Genomic DNA, 21723 nt, shown 5'->3' with positions numbered 1-21723 from the left:
CGAAAATCAGCTGCGCGATGGCTGCGGGGTGAGGGAAATGCGTGCGGTCGACGCTACGCCAGGGGACGTGCGGGACGCGTCGCTTCCCCCGTACGGGCCACCGGGCCCCCGCGACGCCGCGGGATGGCCGAAGCTGTCAGGTGTGAGCCTCCGGAGCCCGCGGGTGAGCGGCCCCGCCGCCCGCCGTCGCGTCGTCGACGGCCGCCGCGCCGTCCCAGCGCGCCCTGCGCATGTCGAGGCGCGGCAGATGGCCCTGGGACGCCCGGCTCGCCTCGCGCAGCGGCGTGCCCTCCGCGCGGTAGTGGTCCATCGCCCGCAGTTCGTGGCCCGGCAGGAGCACGCCGTCCGAACGCACGACACGCCACCACGGCACGGCCCCTCCGTAGAGGGCCATCGCCCGGCCGACCTGCCGGGGGCCGCCCTCCTCCAGCCACTCGGCGACGTCCCCGTAGGTCATCACCCGCCCCGGCGGGATCAGCTCCGCGACCTCGAGCACCCGCTCCGCGTACTCGGGATACTCCGGAAGGTCTTGCTCCGCTCCACTCTCCTCGCTCATCCGGTCCATCCTGCCGCACCCCACCGACACCGTGAGCGGCCCGCGACAGAGTGTGCGGTACGAGACAAACTGGAGCCCGGTGAACACTTTGCGCCCCCGCATTGCACCCTGATGCCCCCCTCTGTCGGTGGGACATGCCACCATCATGCGGGCGGTGACTGGTGATACGAGATCAAGAAGAGGCGACGGAGCAGCAGGACGTGCACCCCGATGAGACGGCGGGCACCCCTGCGGCCGAGGCGCACCCGGACACCGGTGGGCACTCCCTGAAGAAGCACGAGAAGCACGAGAAGTCCGGCGAGAAGCCCGGCGAGAAGCACGAGAGGCCCGGCGAAGACGCACGGGACGCCGCCTCCGAGGTTCCCCGCGCCTACGAAGCCCAGGACGCCTTCGTGCCCGCCGAGAGCACCGACGAGAGCGCCGACGAGAGCCTGGACCACGGCACAGGCCAGGGCACAGGCCAGGACGCCGGCCAAGGCGCCGGCCAAGGCGCACGCCGGAGCGCGGACGACTGCGCCGACGGCGAGGAATCCCACAGCGACCGGGTCGCCGGTGACGAACCGCTGCTCGCCGCGCGCGTGCACCGCCCCTCGGACCTCATGCGGCTCCTCGTCGGCGTCCTCGGGATCGTCGTCGTCCTCGCCATCGCCGCCTTCGCCCACGGCACGACCTCGGGCCTCGCCCAGGACATCGACAAGGGCACGGACCAGGCGCCCGACCTCCTGATCAAGTTCGCGGGCCTCACCGCCAGCATCGGTGTCCTGCTCGTACCCGTCGCCTTCGCCATCGAACGCCTGGTCAAGCGGGACGGACTGCGCATCGCCGACGGCGTCCTCGCCGCCGTCCTCGCGCACGGCGTGACGCTGGCCACCGATCTCTGGGTCGCCAAGGCCGCGCCGGGCTCCATCCAAGAGGCCCTGACCCGGCCGTCCCCCGGCGATCTGCACGCGCTCACCGATCCCGTGCACGGCTATCTCGCCCCGGTCATCGCCTATATGACGGCCGTGGGGATGTCCCGAAGACCACGGTGGCGCGTGGTCCTGTGGGTGGTGCTGCTGCTCGACGCCTTCACCATGCTGGTCACCGGCTACACCACGCCGTTCTCGATCATCCTGACGGTCCTGCTCGGCTGGAGCGTGGCCTACGGCACGCTGTACGCGGTCGGCTCGCCGAACGTCCGGCCCACCGGCCAGACACTGCTCGCCGGCCTGCGGCACGTCGGCTTCCACCCGGTGAGCGCGGCCCGCGAGGACTCCCCGGACAGCGAGCACGACCGCGGCCGCCGCTACTTCGTCACCCTGGAGGACGGCCCGCCCCTGGACGTCACGGTCATCGACCGCGAACAACAGGCGCAGGGCTTCTTCTACCGCGTGTGGCGCAGGCTCACGCTGCGCGGCATCACCCAGCGCCGCAGCCTTCAGTCGCTGCGCCAGGCCCTGGAGCAGGAGGCCCTCCTCGCGTACGCGGCGATCGCGGCCGGGGCCAACGCCCCCAAGCTGATCGCCACCTCCGAGCTCGGCCCCGACGCGGTGATCCTCGTCTACGAGCACACCGGCGGCCGCACCCTGGACTCCCTGCCGGACGAGGTCATCACCGACGAGCTGCTGTGCGACACCTGGCGGCAGGTGCGGGCGCTCCAGTCGCGCCGGATCGCGCACCGCAGGCTCGCGGGCGACGCGATTCTGGTGGATCGTTCCGGCACGGTGATCCTGACCGACCTGCGGGGCGGTGAGATCGCCGCGGGCGACCTGGTCCTGCGGATGGACATCGCCCAGCTCCTGACCGCCTTCGGACTGCGCGTGGGCGCCGAGCGCGCGGTCGCGACCGCGGTCGACGTGCTCGGCCCCGACTCGGTCGCCGACTGCCTGCCGCTGCTCCAGCCCATCGCACTGACCCGCTCCACCCGGGGCACCCTGCGCAGGCTGGCCCGGGAGCGGTCGCAGCGCGAGCGCGAGGCGGTCCTCGAGGCGTCCCGCAAGGACAAGCTGGCCCGCGCGGCGGAGGCGGACGCCGACGCGGCCGCGGACGCCCTGGAGGCCGCCGAGGGCGGCGGCAAGGGCCCCGACCGCAAGACCGTCCGGGCGGAGAAGCAGGCCGAGAAGCAGGCCATAGACGTCGCGCTCGACCAGGCCCGCGAGGAGGACCTGCTCACCCAGATCCGGCACCAGGTGCTGCTCATCCGGCCGCAGGCGCCCGTCGAGCCCGCCCAGCTGGAGCGGATCAGGCCGCGCACGCTCATCAGTTTCATCGCCGGCGCCATCGGCGCGTACTTCCTGCTCTCGCAGCTCACGCACGTGGACTTCAACACCATCGTCGGCGAGGCGGAGTGGGGCTGGGTCGCGGTGGCCGTGGCGTGCTCGGCGCTCAGCTACTTCGCTGCGGCGATGAGCCTGCTGGGCTTCGTGCCGGAGCGGGTGCCGTTCCTGCGGGCCGTGCAGGCGCAGGTCGCCGGGTCGTTCGTGAAGATCGTGGCGCCCGCCGCGGTCGGCGGCGTCGCGCTCAACACGCGCTTCCTCCAGCGCTCCGGGGTGCGCTCCGGTCTCGCGGTGGCGAGCGTCGGCGCCTCGCAGCTGTTCGGCCTCGGCTCGCACATCATGCTGCTGATGATCTTCGGTTATGTGACCGGCACGGAGAAGACGCCGTCCCTCTCGCCGTCCCGGACGGTCATCGCCGGTCTCCTCTCGGTCGCGGTCCTGGTGCTCGTGGTGACCGCCATCCCCTTCCTGCGGAAATTCGTCGTCACGCGCGTGCGCTCGCTCTTCGCGGGCGTCGTGCCGCGCATGCTGGACGTGCTGCAACGCCCCCAGAAGCTGCTCACGGGCATCGGCGGCATGCTCCTCCTGACGCTGATGTTCGTGCTCTGCCTCGACGCTTCGGTACGTGCCTTCAGCACCACGGAGATGAAGCCGCTGACCCTGGCCAGCGTCGCCGTGGTCTTCCTCGCGGGCAACGCGCTCGGCTCGGCCGCGCCCACGCCCGGCGGTGTCGGAGCGGTCGAGGCGACGCTCACCTTCGGTCTGATCGCAGTGGGAGTGCCCAAGGACGTGGCGGCGCCCGCGGTCCTGCTGTTCCGGCTCCTCACGCTGTGGCTGCCGGTGCTCCCGGGGTGGCTGTTCTTCAACCACCTGACGAGGAAGGGCCTTCTCTGAGAGAGGAGGCTCTGAGGGACAAGCCCCTGAGGAACGGCCTTCTCTGAAGGAAGCGGCGCCCGTTCACGGAAGGCCGAGCCAGCCGTGCGCCCCGTCTGCGCCCCCCGCAGGATGGGAAGCATGCCCAACCTGAAGGCGCGTGTCGCCGCCACCGTGCTCCTGCTGTCTGCGTCCCTCGCGGCCTGTGGCGGTGACGACTCCAAGGACACCAAGGACACCAGGGACACCAAGGACTCAGCGGACGCGAACCTCTCGGCCCAGGAACTGAGCTGGAAGGACTGCCCCGCGCCCAGCGCCTCCGAGGGCGGCGGCGAGGCCCCCTCCCCGCTGCCGGGCGGCGCCGCCTGGCAGTGCGCCACCATGAAGGCCCCCGTCGACTGGGACGAGCCCAAGGGCGACACCCTCGACGTCGCCCTGATCCGCGCCGCGGCGAGCGGGCAGAAGGACAAGCGGATCGGCTCGCTCGTCTTCAACTTCGGCGGCCCCGGCGGCTCGGGCGTCACCACGCTGCCCGCCTTCGGCGAGGACTACGCCAAGCTGCGCACCCGCTACGACCTGGTGAGCTTCGACCCGCGCGGCGTCGGCCGCAGCGCGGGCGTGAAGTGCGAGGACGACGAACAGCTCGACACGTACTTCCAGCAGGACGCCACCCCCGACGACGACGCCGAGCGGAAGAAGCTCGTCGAGAACGTGAAGGGCTTCAACGGCGCCTGCGAGAAGAACTCCGGCGAGGTGCTCCCCCACGTGCGCACCACGGACGCGGCCCGCGACATGGACCTGATGCGCCAGGTGCTCGGCGACGACAAGCTGCACTACTTCGGCATCTCGTACGGCACCGAACTCGGCGGCGTCTACGCCCACTTGTTCCCCAAGAAGGTGGGCCGAGCCGTCTTCGACGCGGTCGTCGACCCCACCGAGACGGCGGAGGAGGGCTCGCTCGGGCAGGCCGAGGGCTTCCAGCTCGCCCTCGACAACTACGCCGAGGACTGCACGTCCCAGGTCGAGGACTGCCCGGTCGGCGACACCGGGCAGGACGTCAAGGACAAGATCGCGAAGCTGCTCGACGGCCTGGACGCCAAGCCGCTGCCCGGCCTGGGCGAGCGCGAGCTGACGCAGACCGCCGCCACGAACGGCATCGCGCAGTCGCTGTACTCCAAGGACTTCTGGCCGTACCTCACCGAGGGCCTGGACGAGGCGTACGACGGCGACGGCAAGATCCTGATGACGCTCTCCGACTCCATGAACGGCCGCAACCAGGACGGCACCTACAGCAACATCCAGGCCGCCAACATCTCCATCAACTGCGCGGACGACAAGGCGCGCTACACGCCGGAGTACGTCGAGAAGAAGCTCCCGGCGTTCCGTGAGGCGTCGCCGCTGTTCGGGGACTACCTGGCGTGGGGCATGGTCGGCTGCACCGACTGGGCGGTGGACGGCGCCGCCGACCACCCGGACGTCGGCGCGGCGGGCGCACCGCCCATCGTGGTCATCGGCAACACCGGCGACCCGGCCACGCCGTACGAGGGCGCGAAGAAGATGGCGCAAGCACTCGGCAAGGGGGTCGGGGTCGAGCTGACGTACAAGGGCCAGGGGCACGGGGCGTACGACAGCAAGAACACCTGTGTGCGCGACGCGGTGAACGGCTATCTGCTCGACGGCACGGTGCCCAAGGAGGGCACGGTCTGCTCGTGACGGGAGGGCGGGCCGCACGGCCCGCCCAGGTCACCGTCGGTGGCCCCGCCTACTATGGCTTGACTGTCTTCCGAGGGGGGAAGCGCTCCATGCCGCGTTTCGTACGGTCAGCAGCACTGGCCGCCGCAGGGGTTCTGGTGGCGGGGCTCGCCGTCGGCTGCGGTGGATCCGACGGGGGCGAGGGCGACGCGAAGCCCGCGCCGACCGGCCCCGAGCAGTCACCGAAGCCCGACCCCTCCTCCACCCTGCCCGCCTCGCTCACGGGCCAGAAGCTCGACTGGGGCGGCTGCAAGGCCACCGGCAGCGAGCCGGCCCCGGGCTCCGAGTGGCAGTGCTCGACGCTCAAGGTCCCCCTGGACTACGCGAAGCCGGACGGCGAGACGATCGACGTCGCGCTGATCCGCGCCAGGTCCACCGGCGAGGGCAAGCGCATCGGCTCGCTCCTGTTCAACTTCGGCGGCCCCGGCGGCTCCGGCGTCTCCATGCTGCCGTCGTTCGTGGACATGTACGGCACGCTGCGCGAGCGGTACGACCTGGTGAGCTTCGACCCGCGCGGGGTCGCGGGCAGCGAGGGCATCCGCTGCCGCAGCGACCGGCAGACGCAGGCCGCGGAGGCCGTCGACCTCACCCCGGACACCCCGGCCGAGGAAGCGGCGTACTTCAAGGACGCGGCCGACTTCGGCGCGGGCTGCGCCCGTGCCGCGGGCAAGCTCCTGGGCCATGTCTCGACGGTCGAGGCCGCCCAGGACATGGACGTGATGCGCCAGGTGCTCGGCGACGAGAAGCTGCACTACATGGGCGTGTCGTACGGCACCGAACTGGGCGGCACGTACGCCCACTTGTTCCCCGGCAAGGTCGGGCGGCTGACGCTGGACGCGGTCGTCGACCCGAGCGCGGACTCCATCGGCCACGCCAAGAACCAGGCGCGGGGCTTCCAGCGCGCCCTGGAGAACTACCTGAAGTCCTCGGGCCAGGACCCCGAGGCGGGCTCGCGGAAGATAGTGCGCCTCCTGAAGCGCCTCGACGCCGAGCCCCTGCCGGGGTCGGGCGACCGGAAGCTCACCCAGTCCCTGGCGCTCACCGGCATCACGGTCACCCTGTACAGCCAGCAGAGCTGGCCCGCCCTGACCCGCGGCCTGGAGCAGGCCGAGAAGGGGGACGGCGCGGCGCTGCTCCAGCTGGCCGACGCCTACAACGAGCGGGACGAGTCCGGGCGTTACAGCACGCAGAGCCATTCGCAGCGCTCCATCGCCTGCCGGGACGACACGGCGCGGACGACGCCCGCGCAGGCCAAGGCGCAGCTGGCCGACTTCCGGGAGATCTCGCCGGTCTTCGGCGAGTTCATGGGCTGGGACACGGCGGGCTGGTGCCACAAGTGGCCGGTGGCCGGGCTGCACGACTCCCCCGACGTGAGCGCGCCGGGCGCGGCGCCGGTCCTGGTCGTCGGCAACACCGGAGACCCCGCGACGCCCTACGAAGGCGCCCGCAAGATGGCGGACGAGCTGGGCAAGGGGGTCGGCGTCGAGCTGACCTGGAAGGGCGAGGGCCACGGCGCGTACGGCAGCGGCAGCGACTGCGTGGACGACACGGTCGACGCCTACCTGCTGAACGGCAAGGCCCCGCGGGACGGCAAGGTCTGCGAGACCTGAGCCGCACCGGACGCAGAGGGGGCCCGCACCGGACGGTGCGGGCCCCCTCTGCGTTCAGCGCCGGGCCTAGTAGACAGGCTTCTCGGGCTCGATCTGGTTGACCCAGCCGATCACGCCGCCGCCCACGTGCACGGCGTCGCTGAAGCCCGCGGACTTCAGCACGGCGAGGACCTCCGCGGACCGGACACCGGTCTTGCAGTGCAAGACGATCTTCTTGTCCTGCGGCAGGCTCTCCAGGGCGGTGCCCATGAGGAACTCGTTCTTCGGGATCAGCTTGGCGCCGGGGATCGAGACGATCTCCCACTCGTTCTGCTCGCGGACGTCGATGATCTCGATCTTCTCGTCCGCGTCGATCCACTCCTTGAGCTGCTTGGGAGTGATCGTCGAGCCGAGCGCCGCCTCCTGGGCCTCGTCCGACACGACGCCGCAGAAGGCCTCGTAGTCGATGAGCTCGGTGACGGTGGCGTTCGGGCCGCAGACCGCGCAGTCGGGGTCCTTGCGGACCTTGACCTGGCGGTACTGCATCTCCAGGGCGTCGTAGATCATCAGGCGGCCGACCAGCGGGTCGCCCACGCCGGCCAGGACCTTGATCGCCTCGGTGACCTGGATGGAGCCGATCGACGCGCAGAGCACGCCGAGCACGCCGCCCTCGGCGCAGGACGGGACCATGCCGGGGGGCGGGGGCTCCGGGTAGAGGCAGCGGTAGCACGGGCCGTGCTCGCTCCAGAAGACGGAGGCCTGGCCGTCGAAGCGGTAGATCGAACCCCATACGTACGGCTTGTTGAGCAGCACGCAGGCGTCGTTGACCAGGTAGCGCGTGGCGAAGTTGTCCGTGCCGTCGACGATCAGGTCGTACTGGCTGAAGATGTCCATCACGTTCTCGGCTTCGAGCCGCTCTTCGTGGAGGATCACGTTCACGTACGGGTTGATGCCGAGGACGGAGTCCTTCGCCGACGCCGCCTTGGAGCGGCCGATGTCGGCCTGGCTGTGGATGATCTGGCGCTGCAGGTTCGACTCGTCGACCTCGTCGAACTCCACGATGCCGAGCGTGCCGACGCCCGCCGCGGCGAGGTACATCAGCGCCGGTGACCCGAGGCCGCCGGCGCCGACACACAGCACCTTGGCGTTCTTCAGCCGCTTCTGCCCGTCCATCCCGACGTCGGGGATGATCAGGTGGCGGGAGTACCTGCGGACCTCGTCGACGGTGAGCTCAGATGCTGGCTCGACCAGGGGTGGCAGCGACACGGAGACTCCGTTGGTCGGTATGTGGAAACGGTTGTTCTGTCCGTAACACTGCCACGCCCCTCTTCATTCCGAGACACCCGTTCCGATGCGCGAGACGATTTCGTCCCAGTACCCGGGCATGGACTCCCACGGGTCGTCCGCGCCCCGGCCGTCGACCCGGTCGGTGAAGTAGATCGTCGACGCGCCCTGCCAGCGTGCGATGCGCAGTGCCTCGTCGAGGTGGCCGCGCGGCATGCCGTGGACGAAGTGGCAGAACCGCTCGGGCGGATAGTCGGCGGTCCACTCGGCCACCTGCGACCAGCGGTAGTCGCTCCAGGGGCCGGAGAAGGTCACCAACTGATCGGCGGATTCGGCGTATCCGGGATAGGGGTGGGTGCCGTGCCCCAGGACGATGTGCGCGTCGTCACAGAGCGCCCGCAGGGTGGTGACCGTCCTGCGCACCTCGGGGAGCGCGGCACGCTCCGTGGGGCAGCGGTCCAGCGAGAAGCCGTCGACCTGGTACCAGTCGAGGTAGCGGTGGGCGTCGGAGATCAGCTCCCCGAAGCCGCGCGCCCCGTACGTCACGTCGAGGTGACCGAGAACACGTACGCCCGCGTTCCGCAGCCGCCCCGCCGCCGCCAGGCAGTGCGGGTCGGGCCGGTCCCCCGGGCCTCTGCTCACATTCAGGACGACCCAGTGCAAAGGGGTGGCGGGGCGGGTGAGTTCGGACCATTCGGCGGGTGCGACCAGAGGGTGCGCGAAGCCGGGGATGCCGAAGCCGAGACGTACGTCGGTGTGTGCGGTGCCGGTGCCGGTCCTTGTCAGATGCGGCATGCCGCCTCCATCCAGATGTCGGCGAGTGATTCTTCGAGGTTGATGCGGGGGCGCCAGCCGAGCCGGTCGCGCGCGGTGCGCACGTCGGCCTGCTGCCAGCTGCCGCACCCGTCGGGATAGGGGTAGGCGGCCGGGCTCCCGTGGTCGGATTCGCTCCGGGGGTGCCCGATGGATTGCCTCAGGGCGCCCTGGTCGAGTTCGTGCAGGGCGCCGCCGTACCCGGCGACGCGCGCCAGGACGGCCGCCGCGTCCCGCAGCCGTACGGCACGGCCCGCGCCGATGTTCACGATCCCCTGGGCGGCGGAGAGCGAGGCGGCGTGCACGGCGCGTGCCACGTCGCGTACGTCGATGAAGTCCCGCTGGACGCCGAGTCCCCCGAGCTTGAGCTCGCCGTCACCGGCCTGCATGGCGCGCCGCATGGCCTCGGCGAGCCGCCCGAGCGGGGAGCCGGCCGGGGTGCCGGGCCCCGCGGGCGAGAACACCCGCAGGACGACGGCGTCGAGACCCGACCCGAGGACGAGTTCGGTGGCCGCGAGCTTGCTGACGCCGTACGGTCCGCCGGGCCTGGGCACGGCGTCCTCGGCGGTCGAGGACCCCGGCTGGCTCGGCCCGTACTCGGCGGCGCAGCCCAGCTGCACGAGCCGCGCCCCGCAGCCGCTGCGGCGCAGGGCCTCGCAGACGGTGGCGACGGCGACGGTGTTGTGCCGGGTCAGCTCACGGGCACCGCCGCGCGTGGCACCCGCGCAGTTGATGACGACGCCCGGGTGCACGGCGTCCAGGAAGCGGGTGAGCGCGCCGGGGCTGCCGCTCGCGAGGTCGAACCGTACGTCCGAGTCGTCGCCGCGGCCGAGCGCGGTGAGCTGCACCGCCGGGTCGGCGAGCAGCCGGTCGGCGACGAAGCGGCCGAGGTATCCGTTGGCTCCGATCAGCAGCACCCTCATCGGGCGGCTCCCGAATCGGATTCTCGGATGCTGGGGGTGCTCATCTGGCGTTCTCCTTCAGGGGGTTGCCGTAATGCACGGGGTAAGGCCCGCGGTGTCGGCCCCGCGGGAGAGTGAGGTGTCGGATGGGGTGAGCCGGGGTCGGCGGCGCGCATTCTCAGGGCGCCCCGTCCCCGTGCGCGGAGGCCCGGCCGAGCACCCGCAGGCAGTGGAGCAGCAGCACACCGGCCGCGGCGCCGCACGCGACGACGGGCACGGCACCGGGCCCCCAGGCCCGGACCGCCTCCTCCACCGGCGCCGCGAGCCAGGCGACGCCGGGCAGGCGGGCCGCGAACACGGAGGCGAGGCAGACCACCTCCACCGCGCCCGCGGCCCCCAGCATCAGCAGGGGGGCGCGCAGGAAGCCGTACGAGGAGAGGAGGCGGGCGAGGAGCAGCAGCGCGCCCAGGGCGCCGGCCCCGGCGGAGGCCGGGACGCCGTAGACGGCCCCGGCCCCCACGAGGAGGGCCCCCAGGGCGCACACGTACAGCGCGACGGTCCCCAGCAGCAGGGGCCGCACGGCCGAGGTGAAATCGGCGAGCCCCCGGCTGAGCGAGAGCCGCCGCCGGGCCCCCGCGGCGAACAGCCGCGCGCACCACACGGCGGGCGCGACGGCGAGCGAGAGCGCGAGGGCCGCGGCGGTCGACGGTGCCCAGGGCCCGTCGGGGCCGCCGGAGAGGGCGGCCCGCAGCAGACCGTCGCCGAAGAGGGCGTACGCGACGAGGAAGCAGCTCCACGCGTGCGTGGCCGGTGGGACATGGCGCGCGGCCCGCAACGGCCCGCGCCGGAGGGCCACCCGCAGGGCGGCGGCCACGGCGAGTGCTCCGCCGAGCCCCACGGCGTACCGCGTGTGCCCCGCGCTCAGCTCGACCCCTGCGGCGGCGAGTCCGCAGACCGCGCCCGGGAGCAGGGCGAACAGCGCCCATCCGGTGGGTCCTTCGGGGCCCCGGCGCGAGGCGGCGGGCGCGGGGGCGCCGCGCTCCTCCTCGTCGCGGGGCACGCGCGCGTACATCTCCTCGGCGAGGGCGAACACGTCCCGGTGCCTGAACCGCGCCGCGGTCCGGTCGGTCACGCCGTGCGCTTCGAGGCCCGCGGCGATCTCCAGCGGGTCGACCGCGCGCTCGCACAGCTCGCGGTGCCGGTGCATCAGGGCCTTCACCGGGTCCACGGCGCCGCGCCGGGCGGGCTTGGCGGGGCCGGTCCCGGCAGCGCCCGCCACCGTCCCGCGCCAGGCCGCGGGCTCGCGGACCAGGGCCGCTTCGGCCACCAGCTCCTCCGAGCGCGGGTCCCAGCCGCCGGGGCTGTCGGGCGCCCGCGGGGTGTCCACCTGCTGGTCGTGGCTCATACGCCCGCCCCCTTCAACTGCTCGGTGCCGTCCGCCTCTTGGGCCCAGCTGGGGGCGCCGGCCGGGCCCGCGCCCGCGTCTCCCGCGCCCGCGGCGACCGCCCACCGTCCCGGCAGGTACGCCTCCGCCGGATGACCGAAGGGCACGGGCTCGCCCGCGTCGTCGAGGGCCTCACGACGCACCGGGCAGTGCGAGACGATCTCCAGGTAGATGTCGCGGAACGCTTCGGTGTTCTGCTCCACGGTGAACAGTTCGAGCGCCCGCGCACGCGCCGCCGCCCCGAGCCGCTCGCGCCGCCCGGCGTCGCGCAGCAGCGCCACGCACGCCTCGGCGAGGGCCCGCGGATTGCGCGGCGGCACGACGAGCCCGGTGCCGCCGATGACCTCGACGACCGCGCCGACATCGGTGGAGACGGTGGCGCGCCCGCAGAACATGGCCTCGACGAGGCTGATCGGGAAGCCCTCGACGACGCTCGACAGGACGACGACGCTCCCGGCGGCGTACGCGTCCGCGAGCTCGGGGGTCCCGGGTGCGCCGATCTCCTCGAAGGACACGGGGTTGTCGCCGACGGCGTGCACGCCGTCCGCCTCGTCCGGGAAGAGCTGCGCGGCCAGCGCTTTGCAGTGCGCGAGGTAGGCGTCGGCCTCCGGGCCCTCGGCGGACGCCCCGACGATGCGCAGCCGCGCCTTCGGCTCGTCCTTGCGGACCTCCGCGAAGGCGTGGAGCAGGGAGATCAAGTCCTTGGCCGGTGCGATGCGCCCGACCCACAGGAGCGTGTCGGGGTCGCCCGGGTCCTCCCGCTCGCCGACCTCCGCGAAGCGGGACGCCTCCATGCCGGGGTAGACCGTGCGCAGCTTCGCCCGCTCGGCCCCGCACCGCTCCTGCCAGCGGCGGGCGTGCGTGTTGCCGGGCGTGATGAGGGTGGCCTTGCCGTACACCTCGGTGGCGAGCCTGCCGTGGAAGGAGGTCAGCAGCGCCCGCGCCGGCGCGCTGAGCGCCTCGTCGCCGGTGGCGAGGTAGTGCGCCCGCAGCTGTACGCCGTACTCGGTGACCAGGAGCGGCACTCCGGAGAAGTGCCGGGCGAGGAGGCCGGGGATGGCCGCCGGGCCGCCGGAGGTGGCGTGGCACAGATCCACCGCGCCGAGGCCGTCGTCGCCGTACCAGTCCAGGGAGAGGGGTCGCAGGGCGCGCTCCAGGAGGCCCGCCACGACCAGCAGGTCGGACACCCGTGCGGTGCGCGCGGCGCGGAGTGCGCCCGGCGCGCGGCAGGCGCGTTCCAGGGCGCGCACCACCGTTTCGGAGCGCAGTGCGCTCACCAGGCCGCCCTGGTCCCTGGCGAGGTCGGCGAGGCCGTAGAGCGCGCTGCCGAAACGGTCCGCCAGGGCGTCCGAGGCGCCGGAGCCGTGCGGGGCGCCGGCCGCTCCGGAGTCGCAGACGGCCGCGGCCAGGTCGCCGAAGCACTCCGCGAAGCGCCGCCGCGCCCGCCGTCCGTACCCGGCTCCGAGGGCCACGCCGTCGTCGTCGACCGTCCACAGGGGCGCCGTCCGCACGCGGTTCACCTGGGGCGGCAGCTCGATCCAGCCCTGCGCATCCTGCCGCTCGCTGCGGCTGAGCGCGTAGACGTCGAATTCGTGCTGCCCGAGCCCGCGCACGAGCCGGTCGCACCAGAGCCTGGCCTCACCGCTCACATACGGATAGCCACCCTCCGTAAGCAGTCCGATGCGCACGCGTACACCCCCGATCTCCCATGTGGAGAGCCCCCGTTGACCCGGCGGCTCGCAGCGGGACGAACGTATGCGGACATGCCGGTGGCGTGATGGACGGTTGTCCATCACGCCACCAAAAGGGGTGAACGGCAGTAACTTTCCCGCGCCGGTTGCGTTCTGTCGCGCTATGGCGCCGGGAGAGCGCTCTTTCGCTACGGAGGGTTAAGCTGCGGCCAGCTCCCTGCGGGCCGTACGGCGGCGCGCCGCGGCCTCCGGGTCGAGGGCGGGCACGGCCGCCAACAGCTGTCTGGTGTACGCCTGGCGCGGCGACCCGTACACCTCGTCGACGGTTCCGTGCTCGACGATCCGCCCCGTGCGCATCACCGCGACCCGGTCGCTGACCTGGCGTACCACCGCGAGGTCGTGGGCGATGAAGACGAGGGCGAGCCCGTGCTCCTCCTGGAGTTCGGCGAGCAGCGCGGTCACCTGGGCCTGCGTGGTCACGTCGAGCGCCGACACCGGCTCGTCGCACACGATGACCCGCGGCTCGGCCGCGAGGGCCCGCGCGATCCCGACCCGCTGGCGCTGGCCGCCGCTGAACTCGTGCGGATAGCGCCCGTAGTACGCCGGATCGAGCCCCACGCGCTCCATGAGGTCACGCACGCGTGCGCGCACGGCGGCATCGTCGCGCTCACCCCGTGCGCGCAGCGGATCGGCGATGGACTCCCCGATGCCGCGGCGCGGGTTGAGCGAGGAGACGGGGTCCTGGAACACCATCTGCACCCCGGCCCGCACTCCCCCGCCCGGCGCCGAAGCGCCCTCGTGCCGGATCTCCCCGGCCGAGGGGTCCAGGAGCCCCACCAGCATCCGGCCGAGGGTCGTCTTGCCGCTGCCGCTCTCCCCCACGATCCCGAGCGTCTCCCCCCGGCGGACCGTGAGCGAGACCCCGTCCACCGCGGCGAACGCGCGCTTGCCGCGGCCGAACTCCTTGCGCAGGTCCACCGCTTCGAGGACGACGTCACCCCGCGCGGGAGCGGCGGCCTCGCGCGGCGAGTCGACGCGCGGCACCGCCCCGAGCAGCTCCTTGGTGTACGCCTCCCGGGGCGCCCCCAGGATCTCGCGCACGGGCCCGCGCTCGACGGCCCGCCCGTACCGCATGACCAGGACGTCGTCGACGCTCTCCGCCGCCACGCCCACGTCATGGGTGACCAGGAGCAGTCCCATCCCCGTCTCGGCCCGCAGCACGTGCAGCAGGTCGAGGATCTGGGCCTGCACGGTGACGTCCAGGGCGGTCGTCGGCTCGTCGGCGATCAAGAGCTCGGGCTCGCAGGCGAGCGCCATGGCGATGAGCGCGCGCTGCCGCATGCCGCCGCTGAACTCGTGCGGCCGGGACCGCGCCCTGCGGACGGCGTCCGGGATGCCCACCCGGTCGAGGACGTCGACGGCACGCGCGCGTGCCGCCCGGCGCGAGGCGCCCGTGTGCACGCGGTACACCTCGGCGATCTGGTCGCCCACCGCGTAGTACGGGTCGAGGGACGACAGCGGGTCCTGGAAGACCATGGCCGCCTTCCCGCCCCGCAGCCGCCGCAACTCCTCGCCCGACGCCTCTTGTACGTCGATGCCGCCGACCCGCACCTCACCGCCGACGTGCGCGCCGGTGCCCCGGTGGAGCCCGAGCAGCGCGGACGCCACCGTGCTCTTGCCGGACCCCGACTCGCCGACGAGACCGAGCGCGGCGCCCTTCTCCAGCGTGAAGGAGAGCCGGTCCACGGCGCGCGTCTCCCCGAAGTCGACCACCAGGTCGGTCACCTGGACGAGGCTCTGGGCCGGGTTCTGGTCCGGGTTCTGGGCCGGGTTCTGGGCCGGGTTCTGGGCCGGGTTCTGGGCCGGGTTCTGGGCCGGGCTCATGACAGGACCACCCTTCGGTCGGCCACCGCGTACAGGACGTCCGCGACGGCGTTGGCGAGCACCACGAAGAAGCCGGTCACCAGGACCATGCCGACCACGACCGGCAGATCGACGACCTTGACGGCGTGCACGAGTTCGCGGCCCATGCCGGGCAGCCCGAAGAGCGTCTCGCTGAGCACCGCGCCGCCGAACATCGACCCGAAGTCGTTGGCGCTGAGCGCGATGACCGGCGCGACCGCGCCCCGCAGGGCGTGCTTGCCGATGATCGAGCGCTCCCCGACGCCGTACGCGCGAAAGGTCCGCACATGGACGTCGGCGAGGGTCTCCAGCATCGAGGAGCGGGTCAGGCGCGCGTACTTGGCGGCCTCGATCAGCGCGAGGGAGAGCCAGGGCAGGAGCAGGTTCCACGCCCACTGCTGCGGGTCGTCGGTGAACGGCACGTACTGCGGGAAGGGAAGCCAGTTGAGCTGCCCGCAGACCACGATCATCAGCAGCAGGCCGATGACGAAGACGGGCGTGGCCGTGCCCGCGAGCGTGACGGCGGTCAGGACGCGCTCGGTGACGCGCCCGCGCCGCCAGGCGGACAGGACGCCGGTGCCGACGCCGAGGATCAGCCACATCACCATGGCGCCGAGCGCGAGCGACCCGGTGACCGGCAGCTTCGCCAGGATCAGCTGGGTGACCTGCTGGTCGCTCTGGTAGGAGAGCCCGAGGCAGGGGGCGTCGCAGTGCTCCACGCCCGTGCCCGTCGAGTAGGTCTGGCCGGTGACGATGCCCTGGAGGAAGTCCCAGTAGCGGACGTACACGGGGTCGTCGAGCCGCAACTGCTCGGAGACCTGCGCCACTTGGGCCGGTGAGCAGCGCGGCCCGCAGGTGATCTGGGCGACGTCGCCGGGAGCGACGTAGAAGACCGCGTAGATGATCACGGAGATGGCGAGGAGCGTGACGAGGGCGCCCACCGAGCGCCTCAGGAGGAAGCCGGTCATGCCTTGCCCTCCCGCTTGCGTCCGGTCCCGACCCGCAGCCGCGACGCGGCCCTCGGATCGAGCGCGGTCCGCACGCCGTCCCCGAGGACGGTCAGCGCGAGCACGGTCACGAACAGCGCCCCGGCGGGAAGCAGGAGGTACTGCGGTGCGGCCTGGTACCAGATGTCGGCCGAGGTCAGCATCTGTCCCCAGGACGCGGTCGGCGGTTTGACGCCGACGCCGAGGAAGGACAGCGCGGCCTCCACCGTGATGTTGATCGGGACGAGCAGGGCCGCGTAGGTGATGACGGGGGCGGCGAGTCCCGGCAGGAGTTCGCGGCGCGCGATGCGCCGGGTGCTCCAGCCGCTGAGCCGGGCGGCGGCCACGTGGTCGAGCTCCTTGAGGGTCATGGTCTGCGCGCGCACGATCTTGGCCGTGCCGCCCCAGGCGACGAGCCCGATGACCAGGGCGACCAGGACCGGGCGCGGGAAGCCGCTGGGCACGATCGCCATCAGGGCGAGCGCGAGGACCATCAGCGGCATGGCGACGATGACGTCGGTGGCGCGGCTGAGGACCTGGTCGACCAGGCGGTTGCCGAGCCCGGCCGCGATGCCGATGCCGACGCCGAGCACGACCTGGACGACGGTGGCGGCGAGCGCGACGCCGAGGGAGACCCGGGCGCCGTACACGAGCCGGGCGAACAGGTCGCGGCCGGTCTGCGGTTCGACGCCGAGCCAGTGCTCGGCGCTGATCCCGCCGAACGGGCCGATCGGCACACCGCCGCGGCCGGAGTCGATGAGGTCGGGGTGGTACGTGCTGGGGTCCTGGCCCTCGATGGCGGTGAGCAGCGGCGCGGCGAGCGCGACCAGGACGAGAAGCGCGACGACGGACGCCGCGACGAGGGCGGCGCGCTGCGTGCGCAGCCGCCGCCAGAACTGACGGGCACCGGAAGTCGGGGCGGACGCCGTGGCGCCCGTCCCCGCTTCCGAGGCCAACAGGGCCTCGCTCATGGTGATGTGACCGCTGGCCCTTACTTGACCGCGACCTGGGAGATGTCGAGGACACCCGTCCAGTCGCTGATCACGATGTTCTTGACGTCCTTGCCGTACAGGCGCTTGTAGACCGGGTGGAAGAGCGGCACGGTCAGGGCCTGCTCACCGATCTTCTTGTCGAGGGCGCCCCAGCGCTCGGCGGCCGCGTCGAGGTCGGTGAGCTTGTTGATCTCGTCGATCTCGTCGTTGACGGACTTGTCGTCCAGGAAGCCGGTGTTGAAGTTGGCGCCGTCCTTGACGATCTGCCGCCCGTCGAAGATCGGGGCGAGGAAGGGGCCGCCGGAGGGCCAGTCGGCTCCCCAGTGGGCGAGGAAGAGGCCCGGCTCGTCCTTGGCGCTGTGGATCTTGTCCGAGTAGTCGTTGTCCTCCAGGCCCTGGAGCTTGACGGTGATCCCGGCCTTCTTCAGGGCGTCCTGGATCGCGGTGGCGATCTCGGGGCTCGTCTCGAAGTCCTTGGCGTTGGAGTGGGTCAGCGTGATGGTGAGCCCGTCCTTGTGACCGGCCTCCTTCAGGAGCTCCTTGGCCTTCTTCGCGTTGCCGGACTTGCCCGCGGGGAAGTGGTCGTACTTCGTGTAGCCGAAGGACTTCTGGTTGGGCAGGTACGTGGTCGCGGGCTCGGCGAGCGACGAACCGCCGGCGGCGTTGATCACGGACGACCGGTCGACGGCGTACGAGATGGCCTGGCGCACCTTCGGGTCGTCGAACGGCTTCACCTTCGGGTTGAAGGCGAGGTAGTTCGTATAGCCGAAGTGCCCGGTGCCGACGCGCGAGGCGAGCGCCTTGTCGCCGGTGACCTTGGCGAGCTCGGCGGGGCCGAGGTTCGTGTCGGTGGTCACGGCGGCGGCGTCCGCGCCCTGGCCGGCGGAGAGCCGCTGGTTGATGACGGAGGAGTTGAGGCCGGACCGCACGTCGATCTTGTCGGGGTAGGCCTTGCGCTCGGGGTCGGTCTTCGCCGACCAGTGCGGGTTGCGCTCCAGGATCAGGCGCTCGCCGTCGTTCTCGTTCTTCACGACCTTGTACGGGCCCGAAGAGACCGGGTGCTCCTCGTACTTGGTGCCCTTGTCCTTGCTCTTGGGGACGGGCGTGAACTGCGTCTGCGTCGCCAGGTAGGGGAACTCGCCCTCGGGCTTGTTCAGGTGGAAGACGATGGTGCGCTCGTCGGGCGTCTCGATCGACTCGAGGCCCTTGCCGCTCTTGTCCTTGTACGGCCCGGCGTACTTGTCGCCGCCGATCAGCCAGTCCCTCAAGTAGGGGGCGCCACCGGAGAGTTCACCGGCGAAGGAGCGCTCGATGCCGTACTTGACGTCGGCGGAGGTGATCGGCGAACCGTCCTCGTACTTGAGCCCCTTCTTCAGGGTGTACGTCCACACGGTGGCGTTCTTGCTGGACTTGCCGAGGTCCGTGGCGAGGTCGGGCACGACCTCCGCGCCCTTGGCGCCGTCCTCGCGGTTGCGGGTGGTCAGGGTGCGGAAGACGAGCGAGGGGACGTTGCCGCCGCCGGAGGTGTAGAGCCGGGCGGGGTCGAAGTCGACCTGCGGGTCGCTGTTGAGGACGGTGAGCGTGCCGCCCTTGGCGGGCTTGCCCTCGGCGCCCCCGGCGCCCTTGCCCTCGGAGCCCTCGGGACCCGCGCAGGCGGCGGCGCCCGCTGCCAGGACGAGGCTGACGGATGCCGCTGCCACACGGCGGGCTATGACGGACGGTTGACGCATGGGTAGGGGCCTCTCGGGAGCGCTGCACGGCACACGGGCGTACGGCAGCAATCAGCAGGAAAGAGCAGAGCTCGCCCCGGGGGTCGCCGAAAGAGGGTCAGGACCGCGGAAGGGTCATGAGGATGCGACGCACGCGCCTGGGGCGGACGTCAGCAACAGTGAATGTCGGACACGCAGAGCGCGGTCACGCCAAAGAGCGCCAGCTCAAGGGCGGCGCGCGAGGAGGCGTGACGAGGCGACATGCGGAGAAATATGAACGAACTTTCGGCGGATGTCAAAGCTTCCGATCGGAAAACGACCGTATGCCGAGCATTTCCGTCTCACTCCGTGGGCTCAACTTTTGGGAAACGCCCAGGGGTTGGCCTTGCACTTGATGCCGTCGTGGTCGAGGAACTTCGTCTGCTGCTGCATGACGGGCGCGAGCTCGCCGTCCTTCGCGCAGTCCGTGTGGTTGAAGCCGAGCCGGTGACCGACCTCGTGGTTGATGAGCATCTGCCGGTACGGGTGGATGCGGTCGCCGTAGGTCTTGGCGCCCTGCGCCCACCGATAGGCGTTGATCATCACGCGCTCCGTGGCGGCGGAGTCGCAGGAGACGTTCTGCTGCATCGTGTCGAGCCCGGACTTCGCGCACCATTTCGCGGTGGTGCCGGGGCTCGCGAGCGTGATGACGAAGTCGGGCTTCCCCGAGGAGATCCGCTCGAAGGCCCGGCCGCCCTGGTGCGCCCAGCTCCGGTCGTCGTTCAGGGTCTTCTGCACGGCCGCCGCGAACAGCTCGCCGTCCAGACCCATCCCCTTCTCGACGTCCACGCGGTAGCGGAACAGCTGCCCCTTGCCCGGCGCCTTGTCGAAGCCGGCCATCGCCTCGAAGTCGCCGGAGGCCGTGAGCTTGGCGTCCAGCGGGTACTTCTCGGCCATCTTCGCCTCGTACGTCGCCGGGGCGGACTCGGGAGGCGTGGGCCGGTCGTCGGAGCGGGAGGCGTCCTCGCCCGCGGCGCGGCTGCCCTGCTCCTTCGCGGCCTGGGTCCGGGGAGTGGCGGAGTCCTTGGGTCCGTCGGTCACCTGGCCGGCCACCACGACCGCGAGGACGGTGGTGACCGCGGCGGCGGCTATCCCGGTGAAGGTGCGGCCCCTACCGCCGCCGGTGCCTTCCGGGAGGTCGCTGAGGTCGCCGTCGCCGGGAGCACCGGGGCCGCCGTCGGTCCCGGCGCTCCTGCGGGTCGCATCGGTCTTGTCGGTCCCGTCGGTGCCGTCGGCCGCCCAGAGGTCTCCCCGTGCTTCCTCGTCCTCGTCGACCGCGCGGTCCCAGTCCGTGACGGAGGCGTACGGATCGGGGAGCGGGGGCGTACGCCGCGGCGAAGGCCCGGTCACGGTGGGCGTGGCGCCGGTCGCGCCGCCGCCGAAGAGGTCCTCTTCGGCGAACTCGTCGCCGAACGCGTCCACGTACTCCCTGCGGGGCCCCGGCACGCGGGGCGGCGCGGTCCGCGCTCCCGGTGTCCCGTGGGCGGCGCCCGGCCGCGGCCCGGCTCCCCAGGCCCCGCCCGGCTCACGCTGCTCGGGGTGCCCGCCGCGGACGTGCGGCATGCCGCGCGGCGGGGTGGCCTGCGGGACGCCGTGCGGCGGGGTCGACGCCCGGGGGAAACCGTGCGGCGGTGTCGCCTGCGGGAATCCGTGGGCGGGCGTGCCGTCGTCCCCCGGGGCGCGTCGGCGGCGGCCCGTGCCGGGGCCCGCGGGGCGCGTGCCCTGGGGTGACGGTATGTCGTCGGTGTTGGTGTTGCCCGTGGTGTCCGCGAGGTCGGCCGAACCCCGGCGGCTATGACGTCCCACTCGCCGCCTCAGCTCCCCGCGCCCGGTTGACCGGATGCATTCAACTCGCCCGTGTCCGCGAGCAGTTCGCGGAATGCCGTGGCCACCGTATCGGGATACTCCATCATTGCCACATGTCCTGCGTCCGGCAGGGTGAGCAACCGTGAGTCACGGAACGCGGCGGCGGCCTTCCGGGCCATGCGGTACGAGACGAGCAGGTCCTTGCCTCCGTAGACGAGCAGCGTCGGCGCGAGCACCCGCTCCGCCTGTCGCCACAGGCCGTGCTGCCCGCCCAGGGTGTAGGCGTTCACGATGCCGCGCGCCGAGCGGGCCATCGCGTCCCACATGTACGGAAGGGCGAGCCTGCGCTCCATCTCCCGCACCGCCGCGCTGTACCCCTCCGGCGAGACCCGGTCCGGGTCCCCGTAACAGAGTGCCATGACGCCGCGGACACGCTGCTCGGCGGTCCAGTCCTTGGTGAGCCGGGTGAACAGGGCCGCGACGCCGGGCACCGCGAGGAGGCCGGTCGGCAGTGCCGTGCGCTGCACCCGCAGCTCCGGGAGCGCGGGCGAGATCAGCGTGAGGGTGCGGACCAGATCGGGGCGGACGGCGGCGACGCGGGTGGTGACCGCCCCGCCCATCGAGTTCGCGATCAGATGGACGGGCCCGTCTTCGCGCGTGTCCAGATAGCGGATGACCGCGCGCGCGTGCCCGGTGACCGAATAGTCGCCGTCGTCCGGCGGCGGCGAGTCGCCGAAGCCCGGGAGGTCGACGGCCGCACAGTCCACGACGTCCTCGAGCAGCGGCATCAGGGCCGACCAGTTCTGCGACGATCCGCCGAGCCCGTGCACGAAAAGGGCGGACGACAGCCCCTCACGGACCGAGGGCCTGGAACGCACGGAAAGCGTGAGCCCGGGGAGGGTGACCGAATCGAGCTGCTCGCCCGGCGCGACCGCGACGACACCCGGCTTGGGCGCGACGGAAGCGGCGATCACGTTCGGCAGCTCGGTCGAAGACATGCGGCAATGTTACGAGACGATCACACGGTGGTTCATGTGTTCGCAGTCACAGATCCGGCCGATCTCGCCCGGAGATCGCGTAGCGCCCGCATCGAGGGTCTCCTACGCTCATAAGTGAGGGCGATCAGGGCA

The 21723-nt window shown here is 72.1% G+C and carries 16 protein-coding genes; 3 read left to right on the top strand and 13 right to left on the bottom strand.

Going from position 1 to position 21723, the window contains the following annotated elements; translation table 11 throughout:
- Positions 1–136: 136 nt before the first annotated feature.
- Complete coding sequence (locus QBL25_RS26975) at positions 137–556, bottom strand: MGMT family protein (protein ID WP_409059552.1); 420 nt, start codon at positions 554–556, stop codon at positions 137–139.
- 200 nt (positions 557–756) lie between these two features.
- On the opposite strand from QBL25_RS26975, the gene QBL25_RS26970 reads away from it, so the two are divergent.
- The 3 genes from QBL25_RS26970 to QBL25_RS26960 all read left to right on the top strand — a co-directional run bounded on the left by QBL25_RS26970 (position 757) and on the right by QBL25_RS26960 (position 7046).
- On the top strand, positions 757–3705 hold the full coding sequence (locus QBL25_RS26970) for a YbhN family protein (RefSeq protein ID WP_409059551.1): 2949 nt from the start codon (positions 757–759) through the stop codon (positions 3703–3705).
- 111 nt (positions 3706–3816) lie between these two features.
- The gene (locus QBL25_RS26965) at positions 3817–5397 is read left to right on the top strand and encodes an alpha/beta hydrolase (protein ID WP_409059550.1); all 1581 of its coding nucleotides are present in this window, start codon (positions 3817–3819) and stop codon (positions 5395–5397) included.
- Positions 5398–5486: 89 nt separating this feature from the next.
- Positions 5487–7046, top strand: coding sequence for an alpha/beta hydrolase (locus tag QBL25_RS26960; protein WP_409059549.1), 1560 nt, complete (start codon positions 5487–5489; stop codon positions 7044–7046).
- 66 nt (positions 7047–7112) lie between these two features.
- Here the strand turns inward: QBL25_RS26960 and moeZ are convergent, their stop codons facing one another.
- From moeZ to QBL25_RS26900, 12 genes are all read right to left on the bottom strand, one after another.
- Entirely contained in the window at positions 7113–8291 is a 1179-nt protein-coding gene (gene moeZ / locus QBL25_RS26955) for an adenylyltransferase/sulfurtransferase MoeZ (protein WP_344520509.1), read from the bottom strand.
- A 63-nt stretch (positions 8292–8354) separates the two neighbouring features.
- On the bottom strand, positions 8355–9104 hold the full coding sequence (locus QBL25_RS26950) for a spherulation-specific family 4 protein (protein ID WP_409059548.1): 750 nt from the start codon (positions 9102–9104) through the stop codon (positions 8355–8357).
- A complete protein-coding gene (locus QBL25_RS26945; RefSeq protein ID WP_409059547.1) occupies positions 9092–10045 on the bottom strand; it encodes an NAD-dependent epimerase/dehydratase family protein in 954 nt (317 codons plus the stop codon). The genes QBL25_RS26950 and QBL25_RS26945 overlap by 13 nt, the downstream gene beginning before the upstream one ends.
- A gap of 157 nt (positions 10046–10202) precedes the next feature.
- Positions 10203–11429, bottom strand: coding sequence for a hypothetical protein (locus QBL25_RS26940; RefSeq protein WP_409059546.1), 1227 nt, complete (start codon positions 11427–11429; stop codon positions 10203–10205).
- The gene (locus QBL25_RS26935) at positions 11426–13156 is read right to left on the bottom strand and encodes a DUF3492 domain-containing protein (RefSeq protein WP_409059545.1); all 1731 of its coding nucleotides are present in this window, start codon (positions 13154–13156) and stop codon (positions 11426–11428) included. The genes QBL25_RS26940 and QBL25_RS26935 overlap by 4 nt, the downstream gene beginning before the upstream one ends.
- A gap of 201 nt (positions 13157–13357) precedes the next feature.
- The gene (locus QBL25_RS26930) at positions 13358–15043 is read right to left on the bottom strand and encodes a dipeptide ABC transporter ATP-binding protein (RefSeq protein ID WP_409059544.1); all 1686 of its coding nucleotides are present in this window, start codon (positions 15041–15043) and stop codon (positions 13358–13360) included.
- Positions 15040–16029, bottom strand: a complete 990-nt coding sequence (locus QBL25_RS26925; protein ID WP_409059543.1) for an ABC transporter permease — start codon at positions 16027–16029, stop codon at positions 15040–15042. The genes QBL25_RS26930 and QBL25_RS26925 overlap by 4 nt, the downstream gene beginning before the upstream one ends.
- Positions 16026–17018 (bottom strand): ABC transporter permease, encoded by a 993-nt coding sequence (locus QBL25_RS26920; protein ID WP_409059542.1) that lies wholly within the window; start codon positions 17016–17018, stop codon positions 16026–16028. The genes QBL25_RS26925 and QBL25_RS26920 overlap by 4 nt, the downstream gene beginning before the upstream one ends.
- A gap of 20 nt (positions 17019–17038) precedes the next feature.
- Positions 17039–18769, bottom strand: a complete 1731-nt coding sequence (locus QBL25_RS26915) for an ABC transporter substrate-binding protein (protein ID WP_409059541.1) — start codon at positions 18767–18769, stop codon at positions 17039–17041.
- A 149-nt stretch (positions 18770–18918) separates the two neighbouring features.
- On the bottom strand, positions 18919–19011 hold the full coding sequence (locus tag QBL25_RS26910; protein WP_344520500.1) for an Ms4533A family Cys-rich leader peptide: 93 nt from the start codon (positions 19009–19011) through the stop codon (positions 18919–18921).
- Between the two features lie 91 nt (positions 19012–19102).
- Positions 19103–20593: a DUF3152 domain-containing protein gene (locus QBL25_RS26905; protein ID WP_409059540.1), complete on the bottom strand. Its 1491-nt coding sequence runs from the start codon at positions 20591–20593 to the stop codon at positions 19103–19105.
- A gap of 8 nt (positions 20594–20601) precedes the next feature.
- Positions 20602–21591: an alpha/beta fold hydrolase gene (locus tag QBL25_RS26900; protein ID WP_409059539.1), complete on the bottom strand. Its 990-nt coding sequence runs from the start codon at positions 21589–21591 to the stop codon at positions 20602–20604.
- Positions 21592–21723: the final 132 nt, after the last annotated feature.

Source organism: Streptomyces sp. SYP-A7185 (assembly GCF_046103685.1).
Lineage (GTDB): Bacteria > Actinomycetota > Actinomycetes > Streptomycetales > Streptomycetaceae > Streptomyces.
The sequence above is the reverse complement of the archived record's forward strand: the minus strand, read 5'-3'. Positions and strand labels throughout refer to the sequence as shown.